The following is a 19,562-nucleotide window of genomic DNA, read 5'->3' as shown; positions in this document are numbered from 1 at the left end:
GGGACAGGCCGCTAAGCACTTACACAAATATCCCCCCGACTTAGCGATACATAATCTATACGTATAAAGTTTTAAAACTTCATAGATACCATCACTACACCAGCTTTCCCCATTCGTCCAGAATTTCACAACTCGTTTCATGTCATACTTTAATCCCTTATTCGCGTTTAAGAAAGCCGTCCCAAAACAGATACCTGTTCAGATCCAAACGACCTTCTTCCCTAGCTTCCAAGTAGATCATTACCCTTTTCGGACAATGCAGATTTTTCAATGGTTTGGGTGCCCTTCATCTACTTCCCTAAAAACCACTACTACTTTATAGATACTGGCAAAAATACGATCTCTTTATAGTTATCTTTTTCATATAGAACTCCGATTGTACGGTTATCAACTTTTACCATATCCGAGTAAGCAGAATATGCACCTTTATATCCTTCCGGTGCTTTTGCGATAATCTTTTCAAAATACCACTTCTTCCCTTTGTCTTTTGACAGACGTAAAGTCAGCTTATCCCTTTCCTTCGCGTCAGCAGCATTGCACACAGCCAAGATATAGCTCTTTCCTTTCTTCCAAGACAAAGTGCTTCCTTGATTTACAGGATCTGGCAGATTATTATCATAAAAAGTGGTGTCCCAACTGACGCCACCATCCTTTGAATAGCTTACGATACGGGCACGTACATTTCCTTGCTGATTTCTCGTATTCATATACAGTTCAGTATCCGATAGCTGAGCAGCCATCGTCTCATTTCCTCCTTCGAAGACAATCTTATCAGCAAGTTTAAATGTTTTACCGTGGTCATCCGAATAGTAAGCATGTGCAAAATAATCTCTGCCCTGTGATTTCGGTTCGCCTATTGAATGATTGGCCGGGATATAAATCCTTCCTTTATACACACCGCTATCAAATTGAAGGGCGTGTCCCGGCGTATTTGCATACGCTCTCCAGTCTTCCTTAAAATTATACGCTGGGTTTACATCAGGTTGGTTAGGTCGATGCACCTGTGTCGTGATATTTACAGGTTCAGACCAGGTCAATGCACCATCTGTAGAAGTAATGTACCAAGCCTCTCGCAATCCATTTCCCTCACGTACCTCATGTTCATGGTTATTACCTGTATTATAGAACAGAAGAATTCTACCTTTTGGGTATTGGGGATCCAGCAGATCGACAACAGGAGCAGCATTACCGGCCTGCAACTTGTCATAGTCTGCCGCAATTTTCAAGCTTCCCCACGTCTTACCGTTATCCTTGCTGATTTTATATACAATATCTACGTTGCCATAATCACCGGCATGATCTACTCTCCCCTCGGAAAATGCGATCAGCTGTCCACTTTTGTCCTTAACCACGGCAGGTATCCGATAACTAGCATAACCCTCGCTACCCGATTTAAAAACAGTCACCTCTTGCGCTTCCAATCTGGATACAAGAGCCAACGAAATCAATGTAATTAGTATTCTGTTCATATGTGTGTGTTTTTTTCTTTTTAATGGTCGTATGGAATATCCAAACTATATCCACTCGTTCCTTATCACGAAAATGACTGTATGCATATTCGTAGATCTGTTGATGCATCATTGCGTATTTATCCTTGTCCGTCATGAGATAAGCCAGCAAGATAGCGATGATTGTCTCATGCTGCAGCCACCAAAACTTCATATCCTGGCAGTACTCTTGCACAGGATTATGATATACATCTCAAAAATAAAGAATTCCGCCATATTCTTTGTACCAACCTCGTTCCCACATATAATCCAGCATACGGCAGCCCAGATCGATCAGCTGGGGATCGTTATTCCTATACCGGGCCTCATGGAGAATAATCCAAGCCCCTTCAATAGCATGTCCTGGATTTAGTGTTCGTCCATCCACATAATCAACAATACTCCCATCTAGAGCCACCTATTCCATCACACAGCGTATATCATCCTTCACAAACAATGCTTCTATCTCACTCATCCAGTGTACAATAGCATCATCACATCGTGTATCGCCTATAGTCACGTGCAATTGTTGTGCGGTAGTAATCATGATCATAAGAATACCTATCCCTTTTGTAGGACGAGTACTTTCAAACTTTGGTTCCATCAGCCGTTGGCCTGCGGTATACTCCATACATACACCAAACAGATCTCTGGCCAGTCGAGCAGCACCCTCATCTCCCGATGCCTTAGCATAGGTTGCACAAGCGGACACGACAGAATTTAACAATAAAAAAGCCTGTATCTCGATTAGATACAGGCTCTTTAGCCTTCGGCTTTGCACGATTTAACCAACGATTAATCCCAGCCTGGATTTTGTTCCAATTTATTATTATCGACTATATCCGCGTTTGCAATTGGTCTAAAGTACTTTTTGTCTTCAAATCTTCTTTCTTCGTCTATACGCCATATGATATGACCTTTAGTTCCTTCGGACAGCTTGGCTGCTTTATCATCTACTACAAAGTACACCACCCCTGGCGTGGTCTTACTCGGAATAGACTTCACAAAACATACATCAGGCGTATTATTACCGTCCAGATCCATTTCGATATTCATTCCAGGTACATATATCCCCTTCCAGTCCATCTCCAACAATTTTCCTTTACGCCAGCGTAACAGATCGTCATACCTTAATCCTTCGTACACCAATTCTATTCCACGTTCACGTCTCACTTCCATCAGGTATTTATCAGACACTTCTGGAAAATAAACCTTTTGCATGTAAAGATCCACCGCCATTGGTACCGCGGGATTCACCCCTGCGCGCTTGCGCAGCGCACCTATAGTCTCCCCCCATATCACATCGTTCATCAAGCCCAGCTCGGCCTTTGCCTCTGCATAGTTCAATAGTATCTCAGCATAGCGCATCATCGTTATCGAATTGAATCCCTCGGCTACACCATCCAAGCGCTTATCGTCCAAGCTGAACTTATGGATATGATAACCTGTAAACGTATACCCAAAGTTTGGAGGAGCTGCCGATCCATCCGAACGTTTATAGCCAAGCGAGCGCACCGACTGCCCCAATCGCGCATCCCTCCCTTTCATCTCCTCCTTAAACTCCAATTCGTCGTAACCCGCTTTATCCGTAAAGCGCGTACCATCAGTATTTAGATACGTATTTACAAACTGCTTATTCAATCCCCAACGTGCCCCATAGGTAGCCGAGTTAAATTTCCAGGTGATCTCGTGCCAGCGCTTCAATGCATTATTGAATGTATTTGCCCACATGACCTCTGTCGACACCGGATTTTCACTGATAAAAAGTGTCCTATAATCCGAATTCGGTTTTCCCGTATTATAAACCGCATATTGCTTACTATCGATCACTTCCTTCGCCGCCTTTGCAGACTCTTCCAACCATTTGTCCGCTGAAGATTTCAACCCTAAATTATCATGGTATTTTCGGAAAGTACCTTCAAAAAGACATATCCTGGACTTCAGTCCTAAAGCCACCCATTTAGTAATCATACTCGACGAGTTATCTTTATTCGTTCTGATATTTGCTATCGCAAAGTCAATATCTGCCAATACCGAGTCCATGACCAGTGACCTTGGATCTTGCTTCTTATAGAGATCCGGATCATCCGTAGCAAGCGGTTTACTGTACCAAGGCACATTACCATAGGTTTTCACCTTATCAAAATAAAAGTAAGCCCTAAAAAAGCGAGCTACCCCTGCATAGTGCTTCCTCGCTTCTTCCGGTATAGCCACATTGTCGTAGCGTGATAGAAAGTAGTTTACGTTCCGCAGCTTTGTCCAATCCCATTTGCCCTGATCCACTGGAGAAAAATTACCAGCAATAAATGTTGGCGAGTTATTTTTAGACGTATAGTCTCCCATCTCATCAGCCTGTACAATCGCTAGTCCATTCGGAATAAAATCCTGATAGAAAGAATTGGTATACAACTGTAAGTCCGCTTCCGTGTTAAAGAAAGAAGCCGGCACCAGCTTATCAAAAGGCTCCTTATCCAGAAAATCCTTACAGGAGCTGGCCAACACAACAGTTGTCAACAGACCCAATATAAATTTTGTTTTCATCCGATTCATCACAAAAAAATTCAAAATATCCAGTATCCTATTACCCATTAAAATGTTAAGTTTATCCCTATCGTTGTACTCTTCAACATAGGATAGGCATATCCCTGTCCCGATCCATTGGTCAGGTCACCATTAGTTTTTGGCTTTTCCATTACCTCTGGGTCAAAGTTGTCCGTATGTTTGAATAGTCCCGAGAATGTAAATAAGTTCTGAGCCGTCACAAAGATCTGTGCATTGTTGATCTTCATTCTATTGACCCACTCCTTGGGCAGTGTATAGTCCACCGTCAATGTTTTAAGACGCAGATAAGACACATCCTGTAAATAGCGGGTCTGCGGAGCTCCCAGAGACCGGTCGGTTCCCAATGCAGTGTACCCCCTATAGCGTGGGAAATAGGCCTCCGGGTTCTCCTCGGTCCATATATCCTCCATCATCTTTGTCGGCTGATAACCGTATGGTCTATTGTACGGACCCCAGAAAAGGCCTGCCTCAGGCGCAAAATACCAATCCCGCTTACCTATACCTTGGAAGAAAGCAGACAGCCCTATACCATTCCAATTACCCGATAGTGTAAAACCATATTGGTACCTCGGACTATCGTTACCAATTATCCTACGGTCACCTGGATTATTCACCGTATTATCCCCATGATTGATAACATCATTATTATCCAGATCGGCAAACTTTAAGTCTCCAGGTAGCCAGACATTATTGTTTGAGTTTTTCAGGAATTTCTGATTAGCATGATTTTTCACATCTTCCTCCGATGTAAAGAATCCCAATGTTTCATAGCCCCAGATCTCACCGACTTGCTGCCCCACATAATAAGTAGATAATAGTTTATTCGGGTTATTAAAGCGCTCTATCTTTGACCTACTATCCCAAAGAGATCCGTTTATCCCCCAATTAAAAGGTTTTCCAGCCAGTTCAAACTGCGAGTTATAATTTGCCGTCAGCTCCCATCCCTTGGTCGACATATCCGCATAGTTGCCAAAAGGCACTGCTGCACCAAATACATTTGGCAGCGGCTGACCCGCTGTAAACATATCGTAGGTCATACGGTTGTACCAGTCAAAAGTAAAGTTTAGACTATTCCCAAAAACGCCCAGATCCACTCCAAAGTTAGCTGTCGTAGAGCGCTCCCAGGTCAGACCATCCGGGATCACACCAGGCAATTTTGTATAGTTTGTCTGTACGCCATTCAGCACGACCGACGTTTTGCTTACCCCCATCTGCTCTAGGTATCGATATGGAGCCACATTTCCATTTCCGAGCGAACCATAGGATGCCCGCAATTTAAAATTACTTACCACAGGTTTTAACGGGTCAAAAAATCCTTCATTAGATACAATCCAGCCTCCCGATACCGATGGAAAGAATCCGTAGCGTTGATGCTCAGGAAACTTAGAAGACCCATCATAGCGACCATTAAGTTCCAACAGATACCGATTATCATAAGCATAATTCAAGCGATAAAATACACCCAGATAGGCCCATTCGTTACCCCCACCAGTTATATTGTAATTCAACCCGTCCATCAGATTGAAATCAGGTTTCGATTCGACCAGGATACCATCACGCTGTGCACGTAGCATTTTTGTTCGCGATGACTCTACGTTATAGCCTATCAACACATTCAAATCGTGCTTATCAGCAAACTTATTCACATAATTTGCTGTAATATTACCTGCTAGATAGGTTGTGTTTTCATTCCACTCCCGCAACAAAGACCTTCCAAATCTCGATATTACACCGGGCGAATTACTGTAGTCCATATAATTGTTGGTACGTACCTCGTTCTCCCAAGTCCTTCCATACGTCATATCCCCTTTTAGTGTCAGACCTTTCACAGGTCTTACGATCAGTCCTGCGGTATTTCTTAGCACCGTATTATTCAGATCTGAAGCATTATTACCTTCCATAAAAGACGCTACCCCTGTATACACGGCCGTATGCGTATAGGTACCGTCCGGATTATAGACTACAGCCATTGGATATCCCTGATGTTCAAACTGACGCCATATATTCCCATCGCCGTCCGCAAACATCGGGTAGTGATAATCGTAGGTACTCAACTCGGTATTGTTCTGAAAAGTAATCCAATCGTTGAGTTTCACATCCCCTTTAGCCCGTAAATTGTACTTATTAAATTTGTCCGGGTTATACTTAAATATACCGTCCTGATGATAGTACCTACCCGACAGATAATACGATGCCTTATCTCCCCCTCCTGACACACTCATCGCCTGTTCAGTAGCCGGCATGACATCTTTATAGATCATATTGTACCAGTCCGTATTACCGAAATACTCATACCTATTCTTCACCGGGTTAAATACAGCCTCCTCACCGGTAGGATTTTCTGCGTATTTTCCCAATGCTTCTAGATATTCCAAAGAGAAAGGATATATATTATTGACCGATATCGGTGTAGACTTATAGTCATACCAGGCATTGAAAGAATCGTTAAAATTTTTAGCCCATTGGTAGCCGTTAGTCACTAGCTTAGGTTCTACCGTGCGTTGATTAAAGGAGTAATTAGAGTTTAAGGTTACTTTTGCCTGTCCTTTAACCGGATTTTTGGTGGTGATCAGTACCACCCCAAAGGCAGCTCTCGAGCCATATATTGCAGCAGACGACGCATCCTTCAATACGGTCACCGATTCGATATCGTTCGGGTTGATCATATTTGCGTCGCCTTCCACACCGTCGATCAGTACCAAAGCCGATCCCCCGGCACCTATCGAGGTTGTACCACGCACATTAAATTCGGCGCCACGAGTAGGACTACCGTCCACCATTTTGAGGTTCAGGTTAGGTAGCGTGCCCTGTAGCATCCGGCTTAGATTAGGGGCCGGTCTATTTTCTAATACTTCAGAGGATACCTGCGATACCGCCCCCGTTAGGTTAACCTTCTTCTGTGTACCATACCCCACGACCACCACCTCATCCAGATCGTTCTTGTTGTCCAAGGTAAGGAGGATATCCGTCCCGAAGTTGACTTCAAAATCTTTCGTCGAAAAGCCCACACAACTAACCGTCAGAACCACTTTAGCGCCATTCGTATGGTTAAATTCAAATTCCCCTTTCGCATTCGTACTCACATTCAACAGCGTACCTTTGATCGACACATTTGCATGCGGAATAGCCCTTCCACTACCATCCACCACACGACCAGCCACTTTCTGCTGCTGCCATTCTACCGTTCTCCCCTCTTTAATCGATGAGCCTAGCTCCATAGCCTGGAGATTTTGGGACATAGCTATCCCTGCCAATAAAAAAATTGGAATTCGCTTATTCATGATTTATTGATATAAATTATAGGCTTAGTTCTATTTTCAGATGCTTGTCGCTACGCACATAGGTAGACACCACTTCATAGGATAATTTTCGTTGACCGTCATCCGCTATTAGGATCTGCGAAGACTTCGGTTGCAATACAATACTTTTAGTAGCCTTTCCATCCACAAGTTTTAGCTCAAAATACAGGTCCGAGTTGTTTTGCAGCTCATAATACTTACTGCTCGCTTTCTTAGCATTGGTTTTGGTATAAAATGTCGGGCTCAACTTTACACAGGCGTGGAACAAATCACGTACATGTTCTTCCTTTCCAAAGAGGTAGTTGCTCGACCAGGCCACCGTATTACCCGCTTCCAAAGCCGCACGTATCCCTTCAGCCGATCGATCTTTCGCCATCACCAGAGTCATGGTACGATGTACGCCGGCACGTTCGATATCATATTCATGCGCGATCAAGTTATGGATATCCGTATTGCCGATAACGGTTAGATTTCTATCCAAAGCCCAGTCCAATGCTTTTTTATGAAAACCGAAGCCATTGACCACCTCTATACCGTGCAGATGCTTGTCTTTATACATTTTATCCACGAATGGAATCCATTCATATGATCCTTCTATCTGCGTAGCTTTCCAACCCGGATGGTTCCAGAAGATAAAAGCCTTTTGATCCACGACCGCCTGAATAGCCTGCTTATCCAATTCCGATTCCCTGGACACGACTAGATTCTTATCGTCTTGTATAAATAAAGCATTAAAGTGACCAGGAGGCGTGTTACGCGTTACCTCTGTACCTTTGATCAAAAGGATGTTCTGTTCTTCTGCCATATTCTTGGCCAGTTCATGCGGACGTAGATTACCTGGTTTTACATCGTCTTTATGCGGCATATACTCGACATGCTCCGTAAACGAAATCGCATCCAAGCCCTCTTTCCAGGCCTCTTGCACCCGTACATTGGGCCATACGTGTCCATCGGTAAATACCGTATGCATATGAAAGTCACACTTCAATACCTGTAAGCCATTTACATCGGGAATATCGATTAATTTGCGTTGTTTCGGGTAGCGTAATTCGTTGAGTTTCATTATACCGGCATCATCCTGTGCCATAGCTACCCCTGCTAGCATTAACGCTACGGCAGTCAGAAGTAAAGTTTTCTTCATACTAACTTATCAATTTTGGCACAAAAATATTGAGCCTACATTACGATAACATTAAATAAAGATACTTTTCAGGTTAATTTTAATATTTGTTTTTGATCAAATTACAATCAAAAACCCAATATACATGGTCTTCGGTATTATAAACACTATACCGAAGACCATCGTAAGGAATAGCTATCGCTCATTCTGCTTCATCCCAGTTATCTGAATAACCGAGTTCGGAAATGGCAACGCATATCTATTTTCATTAGGTAGCAATTCTATCGTGCGGCCGTCTATGGTTCGAGTAAGTGTTTTTTGCAAATCCACCTCCGTATTCAATCTCTTAAGGTCCATCCAACGCAGATCCCTCATCAACAGCTCCTTTCTTCTCTCATCCAATACCAACTTTAGTGCTTCCCTAGCATTTGCCGCCTGTTTTTCAACAAATTCGCCCGTTACATACCTTTTAAGCAATAACGCATTAAGCACTTCCAATGCCTTATCAGAATCCCCCATTCGGGCGAGGCATTCCGCCTTGGTCAAGTACACCTCATCAACTGATATCCCGGTAAACAGGAGACTAGACCCCGTGTAACCTCCACAATAAGCCTTTGTGCCATCCTGATTTTCTTTAAAAAACAACACTTTTCTACGGTCATGTTCTTCGTACAGATCATACAATTCCGATGGGATCTTCAGAACCGTGAGCGACGGAAGGCGCGAAGAGCCATAAGTATAATAAATCAGCTCCACATTATACGTAGGAATAGGGTATCTCAATTTTTCATCCAACTCATTATAATCCATCAATCGATTACTCAGCGATAAACACATATCGGCATATAACTCAGCCTTCTCATAGTTCTTCATCGCCAGATACATCCGAGACAAAAATGCATATGCAGCCCACTTACTACCTCTCATTTGGTGCGCCGGAAATTCGGGTAAAAGATCTACCGCTTCCAAGGCATCTTTTTCTATCTGTCGATAAGTTTCTTCAAGAGAAGACCTAACAGATTTATCATTAAAGTTTGATGAAAGCCTCAACGCCAATCCCATATTACCAGCTGCAGTCCCCTTATCATATTGTTTCGTAAATGTTGTAGCGAGAATTAAATACGTATATGCCCTTACAAATAGCGCCTGCCCTCTTATCTCTCTCCTTTCTCCTGCATCCCCGGTTTCCGGTAGGTTTTTCAGCTCATCGAGGACCACATTCGTAACATTTATCCGCTTATACAACACCTCATACACATTTTCCGAGGATATCTCTGCCTCCCAGGTGTACGTATTCCTCAAAGAAGAAGATTGTGCGTCAAAATCCTTTTGGTCCAGATAATAGTTGTCGGCACTGGCCTCACCTAGTCCACCACCAACATAATTGAGCTGAAAATAGTCATCCAATAGTGCTCTAAGAGCTTTCAGCGAATTTGGCGTAGCCAGTTTCTTATCCGGCTTAGTCTCCAGTAGCTTTTCACAACCCGTCAAGGCTGTCAACAGTATTATTCCTAAAATATATACAATAGATTTCATTTCTTTCATTTTAAAGGTTAATATTCACACCGATAGAAAAACGTTTAGCACTGGGCAGATTCTCTATGAAGTCAGGGTCATAAGGAGTTTTTGCTGCCTTCCACAGAATTCCAAGATTCTCTCCGTTAGCAAATACCCTTATGTTCATACGTCTATTTCCTACGGTGATGGGATTAACCGCATAATCTAGACGGATATAATTTAGCCTAATGTGATCCGCTTTATAAACATCAGGGTTTATACTTTTATACACAAGATTTTGATATGAATTCAACGGGTATACAAATTTTGGGACATTCGTAAAGTTTTCGTCACCAGGTTTTTGCCAGCGGTTTTTAAAATTCCCACTACCATTGGCTATACCCAAAGCCGCTATAGTACCAAATCCTACTTTTGGCCCTTGGTAGTGATGTCCGAGTTTATAGGTCAGATTAATACCTAGACTTACTCTTTTATAAGAGAATGTATTCGTAAAAAATCCATAAGCCACCGGTACCGTAGACCCCGCATACACAAGATTAGAATAATGAGAGTTGTAAATATCCACATAGTTTGTACTTTCCTGACCATCCAAAGAAAACACAGGTTCACCTTTATCGTTCACTCTCAAGAAAGGAAACAATACAATTTGATACAGCGGTTGTCCCACTTGAGGAGATATAGACCCCCCATCCGTAGTAAAATCACGAGCAGATTGTGAATCATTGAAATACTTAGTAACCTTAGATTTAGTATAGTTAAAAGCAATATTACTATTCCATTTGAATGCCTTATCAATAATTTTCGCGCCGACATTCACTTCCCATCCATAACCCGCCATATTAGCGACGTTTTTGCTGATTGTCTTTCCCACACCTGCAGTGAGGTCCATTTCAGACGGACCATATAAATCGATTCCTTTCTTTCTGTAATAATTTACATTACCATAAACCCTATCTCTTGATGACCCGATATCAAAACCGACATTAAACATGGCTGATTTTTCCCATCTCAATTCCGGATTATTATATTGTGTAATATTTGCCTTTTGGAAATTTGTAATATATGCCGTTCCATATCTTATGATAGAGACCGCCGAAAGAGCCTGGTTTACCAATCCACTTTTACCGTAGGTAGCTCTTAATTTCAAATACGGTAGCCCCTTATCTTTGTAAAAACTCTCTTCAGAAATATTCCATGCCCCCCCAATAGACCACAAAGGTTGCCATTTATCGTTGGTCTCTAGTCCAAAGAGATTAGACGCATCCTGTCTTGCACTTGCAGACAATACATATTTTGACTGATACGTATAACTACCGTTAAAATACTGCGAAATAAAATTATTCTGTGTCGAATTATACTCTTCGTCCGACGGTATATACCTTCTATCCCCATACACAAAATCCTGGTATAAAAGATTATAATTGATATCGCTGGTTGTCAGTACTTCTTCATCAAAACCATAGGTCAAAAACCGATATCCATCCGCTTTGATCGTTCTAATCTCTCCCCCTACGACCGCATCGACTTGATGATCTCTCCATTTTTTCGCAATATTCATTTGCAATCGATAATTATTAGCGACCAACTCATTTTGCGAATTTCTCAATATACTTCCATAAGGTATATTTCGTTTTATTTTTCCACTAATAGGATCTAGCTCACTAAACATATTAATCAGATCTCGCGCATAATACCCTTCCACATTATTGGTAAGCCTGTTACGCTCATTCTGTCTATCCACATTATACATCAGATTAAAGTTTAGCCAATCGAAAGCCTTATAGTTCAGGTCAAAACTAAAATTGTAGTTTTGAGAAAACCCACGGTTTCTATTAAACTTATATTCTGCATAGGGGTATTTATTCCAATCCAGCAAATCATAATCTTTCACGGTCTCCAAATAGAAAGGATTTAGGCCTGGCATAGCTAGCGCATTTTTATCCTCATCGTATAGATTAATATATGGTTTTAACTGCCCATAGCCTTCCCTTCCGGACCTACTGTTACGCTGCGAATAGTTCAATCCCATATTGAAATTAATAGCATTGGACAACTTATAAGTAATATTGTTTCGCAGGCTCAGCCTATCCCCATAGCTTTCCAGTGAGCTACGAGATTTATCATACCCCACTCCCATAAAAAGAGATAGTTTATCCCATCCCGAGGTCAAGTTCAATGCATATTGTTGATTCAACGCATTTCTATACACACCGTCCATGTATTGCTTTCTGTTATCAATCCCGCGCAACTTGTCCAGTTCTATCGCTAGAGCTTCATCACTTAGCTTCGTTTTATCCTTATTATTGGCGATCAACATCGCTACCACCGGAGAGATATAAGATTTGGATCTTAAGTTTTCCGAATTTTTATAGAGACCCGCTTTATACAATTCGACTTCCAGGTCGATCACCTCCGAGCTCGACATCAGATTATAATAGTCCAGATCAGGCTTTTGTCCGATCTGCGTACTATTACTAAAACTGATTGTACTCGGCGAGTTTAGTTTCCCCTTTTTTGTCGTGATTACGATCACACCATTTCCGGCGCGTGTTCCCCAAATTGATTGTGCTGCCGCATCTTTTAGGAGCGTAATATTCTCTATGTCGTTAGGATTTATATTCTCTATATCCCCCTCATATGGAAAATTATCCAATACCACCAACAGATCCTTCTCACCTTTGATGGTACTAAATCCCCTTAGGGCCAATGCAGGACGATTGAGAGCATTGTCAAATAGCAATGAAGTTGTCCCCTTCAATCGATCAATAATATTGGAGCCCACCAATTGGTTAATCGTATTATTATCTACAATTTCAAAACTACCTGTAGCCCTCTCCTTAGGAATTTTTTGGTACCCTGTACTTGCCACCACTTCTACCGAAGACAACTCCGAAACAAAAGCCCGCATCCGAATTAGCTTTACACCGTCAGATACCTTTCTTTGCTCCACCCGATGTCCAAGACAACTAATCACAATTACGGCATCCCGGTCTACATTGTCAAACGAAAAATAGCCCTCCTTATCCGTTTGTGTTATCCTATCCGTCCCTTTGATCCTCACCGTTGCACCGGATATAACACTTCCGGCACTATCTACCACTTGTCCCGTCACCTTGGACTGCAAAAGCCCGTCACTCTCTATTTGAAGTATCTCCCCTTTTGGCGTTTGGCTTTTAGAATGCAGCACCACATATTCTTGATATATTTTATATGTTACAGGTTGGTTTTCTAAAATCTGATCCAAAGCCTCCTTCAGATTTAATCCACGTATATCGATATCAACCTCTTTAGCATCCTTTAGAAGATCCTTTTTATAGAAAAACACGTAATCAGACTGTTTTTCTATCATTTCAAAAGCTGTTTGAAGCGTTCCCTTTTTTACCTTAAATGAGAATCGCTGAGCATGCCCCTCGACAAAGCTCAACATCACAAAACAACACGATATTAAGATAGTAAGTTTCATTATCAAAAAAATGCTTGCCTTAACCTTTTTGCACGACAGGTCTACCCGGCCTCTTTCTTTACCGAAAAAATTCATAAATTAGTTTTTAATTAGGTTTAAAATCTTGTTAACCACTCGATTTAGAAGCCATCCGTTCCAGACCGATTTGTTAGCAGCAGATCGGTCTTTTTAGGCTTCCACATGTTACACTTTTTTTCTCTTCATAATTCTTAGTTTTTTTTCTATCAGTTCTACTTTTACCTCTTCGGTCAGTTCCAGTATTGTAATCAATTCCAGGAGACTTATTTTTTTACTCAGTTTTAAGACAAACTCCATATCCAAGGGCTCCACATATTCCACATCTACTCCATACCAGCGTTCTACTTCATCCATCAATGCACCCAGTGTGATAGACGAGGTAGAGAAAAAACCATCTTTCCAAGCCATTATTTCGACCAGATTAACATTTTTCAAGAGCCTGCTGCTATGATCAGACCTATATTCCAACTGCTGTCCCGGATACAAAACAGTTGCTCTATTTTCTTTTCCCACTTCGACAGCCCCCTCCACTACTGTAGTCTTTATCAAATTTCTATTCTGATACGAATTAATATTAAAACAAGTACCTAACACCCTTACGTCCAAACCATATACATCGACCACAAATGGCTTTCCTTTATCTTTGGCCACCTCAAAATACGCTTCCCCGTTCAACTCTACTCTTCTCTCTTGCTTGGCAAATGAAGTCGGGTAGCGGAGTTGCGACATCGCATTTAGCCAAACGCGACTTCCATCAGGGAGCAACACCTGAAAAGTACCCCCTACAGGAGTTTGCATGGTATTATAAAGAATCTCCCCTCCTTCCGATGCGACACTTGCGTACACGATACTACCATCATCCATTTTCGTAATTTGGAGTTTTCCGTCATATATGGATACCCCTTGAGTCAGTGTATCCAATAACACCTTTCTACCATCCCCCAGTGTCAATATCGCCTTATTACCACCTGCAGGTATATTATATTTTGTGCTCACAGCCCTACTTTCTGCCGTATCATCAGCATACCATACCGTCACGAGCCACGACGAGATCAGAAAGATTACTATGCTTGCGGCAGCAGTAACAGCCCACCTTCGCATTAACCTTATTTTTTCATGTCTTCTTAGCTCCTTGAGTTCTTCCCTTTGATAGCCCACCAAATACTTTAGGATAGCCTCTTTGTCTAGATCCACTATCGTTTCATTCTGCCCTTCCATTTCCCGATCATATAACGAAGCCATCAAGAATTGGGCATCTTCACTATTATTAGAATCAGCTATCCAATTAAAGAACTCCACCCGTTCCTCATCAGACGCAGTCTTACGACAATAATTATCAAATAAATAAATTATCCTTTCGTCTATCATTGGTTAATTAGCGTAAAATTCGAATCCTAATCATACTAAAGACAAACAGATTTCGAAAAGTGGTAATGGAAAATTAAAATTTTGTAAAATAAATTGATGAAAGAATCAGCAAGAGTATGCCTCCTTCCTTTCCTTTCAATTGATTTCTGAGCGTTCGTTGCGCCAGATACATATGTTTGCGCACCGTTTCAACAGAAAGATCAAGAAACTGTGCGATTTGTTCATACTTCATTTTTTTCATCTTGGCCAGTTTGAATACCCTTTGTTGCTGCAGGGGAAGTTTTTCTATTTCTTCCTCCAACAGCTTAAAATACCTTTCCCTCTCCTTAGGATCGTCCGATTGTTCAGACCTTTCCGTTAGCTGCGTCAGATGCATTTCCAGGGACTCAAACATCAGACTATCTTTAGCCTTTAGTTTGAGTTGATTATAAATCCTATTCCTTGTTATAATAAAAAGATAATCCTTAAAGCTCTCTACGTCAGCCAGACGTTCGCGTTCTACCCACAGGCCCAAAAAGACTTCCTGCACCAAGTCTGCGGTAGAATCCTGATCTTCCAGGAGTCTGTATATATAATTACCCAAGGCTCTATAATAGTGCAAGAAAAGACGTTCAAAACCATCATGATTCCCTTTACTAATTGCTTTAAGCAATTCTCTTTCATCTTGCATACCGGTTATCGTCAGCTTCATAATCTAAGAGACAGTGAGTAATAAAGGTACAATTTTAAAATAAAGTTAAAAAAACAATCCAAGAGCTATCCGTACAAACTACGTTTCATCAATCGATATTTAAGCTAAAACTTCCTTACACATTACTCCCTTTTGCAGAAACAAAAAACAGCAGTAGACCGAGTCATACTGCTGTTTTTTATAATAGATTGATCCCAAACTCTACTGTTCAAGATCCCTAAAGACACTAAGATTAGTTTAAATTTTTAAGCCCAACATTTACTTTACCGTAAATACAGTTGCAACACCGCGCTCGCCCTCATGATCAAACTTACCATTATCCGACGGAAAATTAACGACGCCCTCTCCCTTTACCCAAGCCGTAGAGGATCCACCCCCATCTAGATTGATTGCTTGCGTACAGCCCAAGGCTCCCATCAATTGAGATAGCTGTGGAATTGTCAGGCCCTGTGACTGTGATGAACGGCCATCAACCACCACTACGATCATCTTCTTCTCGGGAGTAATACCTAAAGCGGTACGCGGGTGCCTCGTCGTGTTAAAATCCACCACCAGTTGCCCGAGTTCCTTTCCATCCAATAACAACAGTGGTCCTGCGGCCAGCGCTACCGGTTCAGTAAGCCCCTGCCAACCTGAAGCCGGCTTTCCTATTACCCGTGGTAGCCCTGTATTATCCAGTACCACGGCTCCATTCTCCCGATAAGCCGTAAACCCCGAAACGGTATTATTCACAACCTGTCCATCATTTTTAAAAAATACCGTAGACCCACCTGTCGTTGTATTAAAATAGCTTCCATTAAATGCTACCAGAGCATCTTTACTAGCCGCTGCGTCACTCGTCTTCAAAAAACCAGCCTTCACATAGGGAATCTCTATTTTTAGCCCTTTGGTCAAGTCAATTTCCAAAATATTAATGTACTGTCTCGATTCAAAAATCTGCGGAAATTGATAATATTTCCAGATCACACCATCAGACACCACTTTTGTTTTCCAATCCGCCTTCGCCAGTATATCTTTTAGATTATCTTTTTCAACCTGAGAATAATCGTAAGGCAACTGTGTTCCTTCCTCCTTCGCAGTACACCCGAAGACGAGAAAAAGCAACATTAAACTGTATAAAAAATTCTTTTTCATCTTTATCAAATTACAATGTTATTACTTGGTATTTTCGATCCACTTTAATTTAAAAGGCATCGGCATTCCGATCAACTGACGATCCTTATCGACCCGGACCATTTCCATATTACGGTACAGCAGCAATTGCCCTGTCATGTGGTCCACTTCAGCACAGGCCACATTACTCTTTCCCCAAGCAAACGGCCAGCTTTTAAAATACTTATCTGCGGCCATCTCCTTTACAAATACGAATCTGTTCTTTTCCTTCTTGGCAATCAGGATACGGTCATTGGCAAATAACAATAAGGTCCTATCCCAGATCACTCCTGTTTCAAAAGCACCTTCTTTCCAAGATACCGGCATTCCTATTACCCAATCGGGCCACTCGGCACGCGCCACGGTTTTCTTAGCGTGCTTTGCAACTTTCCAGAGCGTCTTGCCGTTGCGCACCCACCAGAAGTCACCGCCGTCTATAAAGGCCCGCGAATGCTTTACGTCCAGCTCATTCAAAAAAGGGAGCACTTCCAACCCCCGCTGGATTGAAAAAGAGCTGTTTTCTTTGTCCGTTCCATACACCAGGTTATCCCGGAGATAATAGGTCGTATCTTGATGCGTCCACACCGCTTCCGGTGTAAGCCAAGCTCCTTTCAATACAAACTTCTCATTATCTGCCTGTCCATTAAAAATCCCCACATAATCCAGTTTGTCCGTATCCTTAGGCCGGATACTTCCCTCGATAGAAAAACGAGCCTCCAGTCCATCGTATTCGCGCAATCGCGCCGCAACAGCTATCGCATGCCAATGGTTAGACACGACCAATACCGTATCTCCAGGCTGCATAATGATCTGATCCTTTTCATCGCGAAGTATTCTGCTAAACACATAATTTTGGACGGTTGTCTTTGCATTCTCTTCCTTGTAGATTTTATGTCGATCCACTCCTCTAGCGACCAGTCCTTGCTGCATCACAGAGGCCTCACAGATACCTGAGCCATGCGCTCCACAGCCCCCACTCACAATAATCTTTTGGATAGGTTGCGTTTGGTACAGCCGCGCTGCTATCCCAATGCGCTCTTCCAACACCTGCGGGTCTGCCGATCCCAAGACCAGCATGACGGTCTTGGGGTCGGCTGCTATACATAGCTTTACCGACAAGCCCCAACAAATAAATAACCAGAATAACTTCTTCATCACGGTCTACTTTACTTTAGCTCCCATTACTGTCAAAGTTCGCGATTCGCCATTCATATCCTTTGCAATAGCCTCATTCAGCACCGGGTTATAAGTCTGTCCTATACCCGTCAGGCTGGTACCTGTCAATCCATAAACCAATGCCGGATTATTGGCACCAATAGGCAGGTAACCTGTACTCAACATCGAAGAGGGTGTAAATACCGCACCTGCTACAATTGTTCCCGCATCTCCATAAACCGAGGCCGTAGTAATAGCATTCTTAATCACAGGGATCACCGCTGCGTTATCCGTATGGGCATCCACATCTTTTGAGTTACCCGCCTGCTTATTCCCCGATATGATTGAATTAATGACAGTCAGGTTATTCACCTTATCACGTCGATACACCCCAGCACCTGGACCGACGATTTCATTCCCTGTTATCGTACAGCTTATAATGTCCACGGTAGTTCCACCATACTGCATTACTGCGCCACCGCCGTTGGCCGATGTACTCTTATTTCCGACCAAAAGACAGTTGACCAATAGCGCGTTTGAATTCTCCCTCACATAGACACCAGCACCATAAGATGTGTTGCTGTTATTCATGACCTGCGAGTTGTACAAAGAGATACTTGCATTGGGGTAGCCATGTACAGCACCCGCCGTTCCTCTCGCATAGTTGCCATTAAATTGACATCGATAAGCCGTCAGACTGGCATCGGCCACCCATACCCCACCGCCATTATTATTGTTATTGGAGTTGTTGTTCACCTTTGAGTCTTCCATCGTTACCTTTGCTCCGGCAAAAACATACATTCCAGCTGCATATCCCACCGTTCCTCCGCTATTAGAGGCCTCATTCGCTACAACTTCCACCTGTTTCAAATGCACGATGGTATTCGCTATCAGCATTCCACCACCATGACCGCGGTTATACTGTACACTATTGATACTCACATTGCTTCCTCTATTCGTTGCTTCTCCCCCACGGATGGTGAGACCTTCTAAATACACCTTCGACTCGTTATCCAGCGGCGCGGTCACCGTGACCGTATGATAGGCCTTTTTACCTGCTGCTATAGTCCCGTCCAAGATCGTTTTATAAAGCGCTGCGTTAGGCTTAGCCCCAGGTAGAGCGTCCGCTGCAAAACCACCGATCAAGGATATATTTTTCGAAATTTCAAAAGTACGATCCGCCAGTAGGTTTGCATCTCCGTTACGGATAGTCTTTGATGGCACGTACACGCCTTCCGCGAGATAAATTGTACTATTGGTTGTCGCTTTCTCTATTGCCGTGTTCAGGTCCGTAGCTGTATTCCAGGATTTACCATCGCCCGTACCATCCGTCTTTACGTAAAATACAGGCACTTTACCCGACTCCTGTACCACCAGCACCTGCCTGGTTGTCTCCGCATTGGTACGTACGATCACCATTCCCGACCGTTCGTCGTCGGTATTCGTAACGATGGAAAAACCGATACGTTGCTTTCCTTTTTCGTATACCGTTGTATCCAGTACGATCCACTCGGCATCCGTTTCCACCTGCATCGTTGTGTTGGATAACACCTCAAAATTATAGGTATTCGCCTTACTACCCACCTCCATATATTCCGTTCCGATCAGCAGTTTTTCTTCAAAGGCCTCTTTATCTTTCTTACAGCCTGTTACTCCTATAAAAAGAAATAAGCCCAGCAGTATATAGTTTATTATGTTCATTACAATATCATCTTTAAATTTACAATCA

Annotated in this window: 12 protein-coding genes and 1 pseudogene; all 13 read right to left on the bottom strand. The window is 42.5% G+C overall.

Going from position 1 to position 19,562, the window contains the following annotated elements; genetic code table 11:
- Positions 1–311: 311 nt before the first annotated feature.
- The gene (locus tag G7B20_RS12685) at positions 312–1,469 is read right to left on the bottom strand and encodes a sialidase family protein (RefSeq protein WP_164111777.1); all 1,158 of its coding nucleotides are present in this window, start codon (positions 1,467–1,469) and stop codon (positions 312–314) included.
- Positions 1,393–1,905 (bottom strand): annotated as a pseudogene (locus tag G7B20_RS12680) (AGE family epimerase/isomerase). Before G7B20_RS12680 ends, G7B20_RS12685 begins: the two are co-directional and overlap by 77 nt.
- Positions 1,906–2,268 (bottom strand): hypothetical protein, encoded by a 363-nt coding sequence (locus G7B20_RS19495; protein WP_240452896.1) that lies wholly within the window; start codon positions 2,266–2,268, stop codon positions 1,906–1,908.
- Positions 2,269–2,282: 14 nt separating this feature from the next.
- Complete coding sequence (locus G7B20_RS12675) at positions 2,283–4,076, bottom strand: RagB/SusD family nutrient uptake outer membrane protein (protein ID WP_205600276.1); 1,794 nt, start codon at positions 4,074–4,076, stop codon at positions 2,283–2,285.
- Positions 4,076–7,330: a SusC/RagA family TonB-linked outer membrane protein gene (locus G7B20_RS12670; protein WP_164111776.1), complete on the bottom strand. Its 3,255-nt coding sequence runs from the start codon at positions 7,328–7,330 to the stop codon at positions 4,076–4,078. The genes G7B20_RS12675 and G7B20_RS12670 overlap by 1 nt, the downstream gene beginning before the upstream one ends.
- 16 nt (positions 7,331–7,346) lie before the next feature.
- Positions 7,347–8,489, bottom strand: a complete 1,143-nt coding sequence (locus tag G7B20_RS12665; protein ID WP_164111775.1) for an Sb-PDE family phosphodiesterase — start codon at positions 8,487–8,489, stop codon at positions 7,347–7,349.
- A 174-nt stretch (positions 8,490–8,663) separates the two neighbouring features.
- Positions 8,664–10,004 carry a RagB/SusD family nutrient uptake outer membrane protein gene (locus G7B20_RS12660; RefSeq protein ID WP_164111774.1) on the bottom strand — a complete coding sequence of 447 codons (1,341 nt, stop codon included), beginning with the start codon at positions 10,002–10,004 and terminating at the stop codon, positions 8,664–8,666.
- A 10-nt stretch (positions 10,005–10,014) separates the two neighbouring features.
- Positions 10,015–13,335 (bottom strand): SusC/RagA family TonB-linked outer membrane protein, encoded by a 3,321-nt coding sequence (locus tag G7B20_RS12655; protein ID WP_164111773.1) that lies wholly within the window; start codon positions 13,333–13,335, stop codon positions 10,015–10,017.
- A 297-nt stretch (positions 13,336–13,632) separates the two neighbouring features.
- Positions 13,633–14,835 (bottom strand): FecR family protein, encoded by a 1,203-nt coding sequence (locus G7B20_RS12650; protein WP_164111772.1) that lies wholly within the window; start codon positions 14,833–14,835, stop codon positions 13,633–13,635.
- A gap of 73 nt (positions 14,836–14,908) precedes the next feature.
- Entirely contained in the window at positions 14,909–15,526 is a 618-nt protein-coding gene (locus tag G7B20_RS12645; protein WP_240452897.1) for an RNA polymerase sigma factor, read from the bottom strand.
- Positions 15,527–15,784: 258 nt separating this feature from the next.
- A complete protein-coding gene (locus G7B20_RS12640; protein WP_164111771.1) occupies positions 15,785–16,660 on the bottom strand; it encodes a phosphodiester glycosidase family protein in 876 nt (291 codons plus the stop codon).
- A 21-nt stretch (positions 16,661–16,681) separates the two neighbouring features.
- On the bottom strand, positions 16,682–17,833 hold the full coding sequence (locus G7B20_RS12635; RefSeq protein WP_164111770.1) for a YdcF family protein: 1,152 nt from the start codon (positions 17,831–17,833) through the stop codon (positions 16,682–16,684).
- 6 nt (positions 17,834–17,839) lie between these two features.
- Positions 17,840–19,534 (bottom strand): right-handed parallel beta-helix repeat-containing protein, encoded by a 1,695-nt coding sequence (locus tag G7B20_RS12630; protein WP_164111769.1) that lies wholly within the window; start codon positions 19,532–19,534, stop codon positions 17,840–17,842.
- Positions 19,535–19,562 lie beyond the last annotated feature (28 nt).

Source organism: Sphingobacterium sp. xlx-96 (genome assembly GCF_011007365.1).
Lineage (GTDB): Bacteria > Bacteroidota > Bacteroidia > Sphingobacteriales > Sphingobacteriaceae > Sphingobacterium > Sphingobacterium luzhongxinii.
The sequence above is the reverse complement of the archived record's forward strand: the minus strand, read 5'-3'. Positions and strand labels throughout refer to the sequence as shown.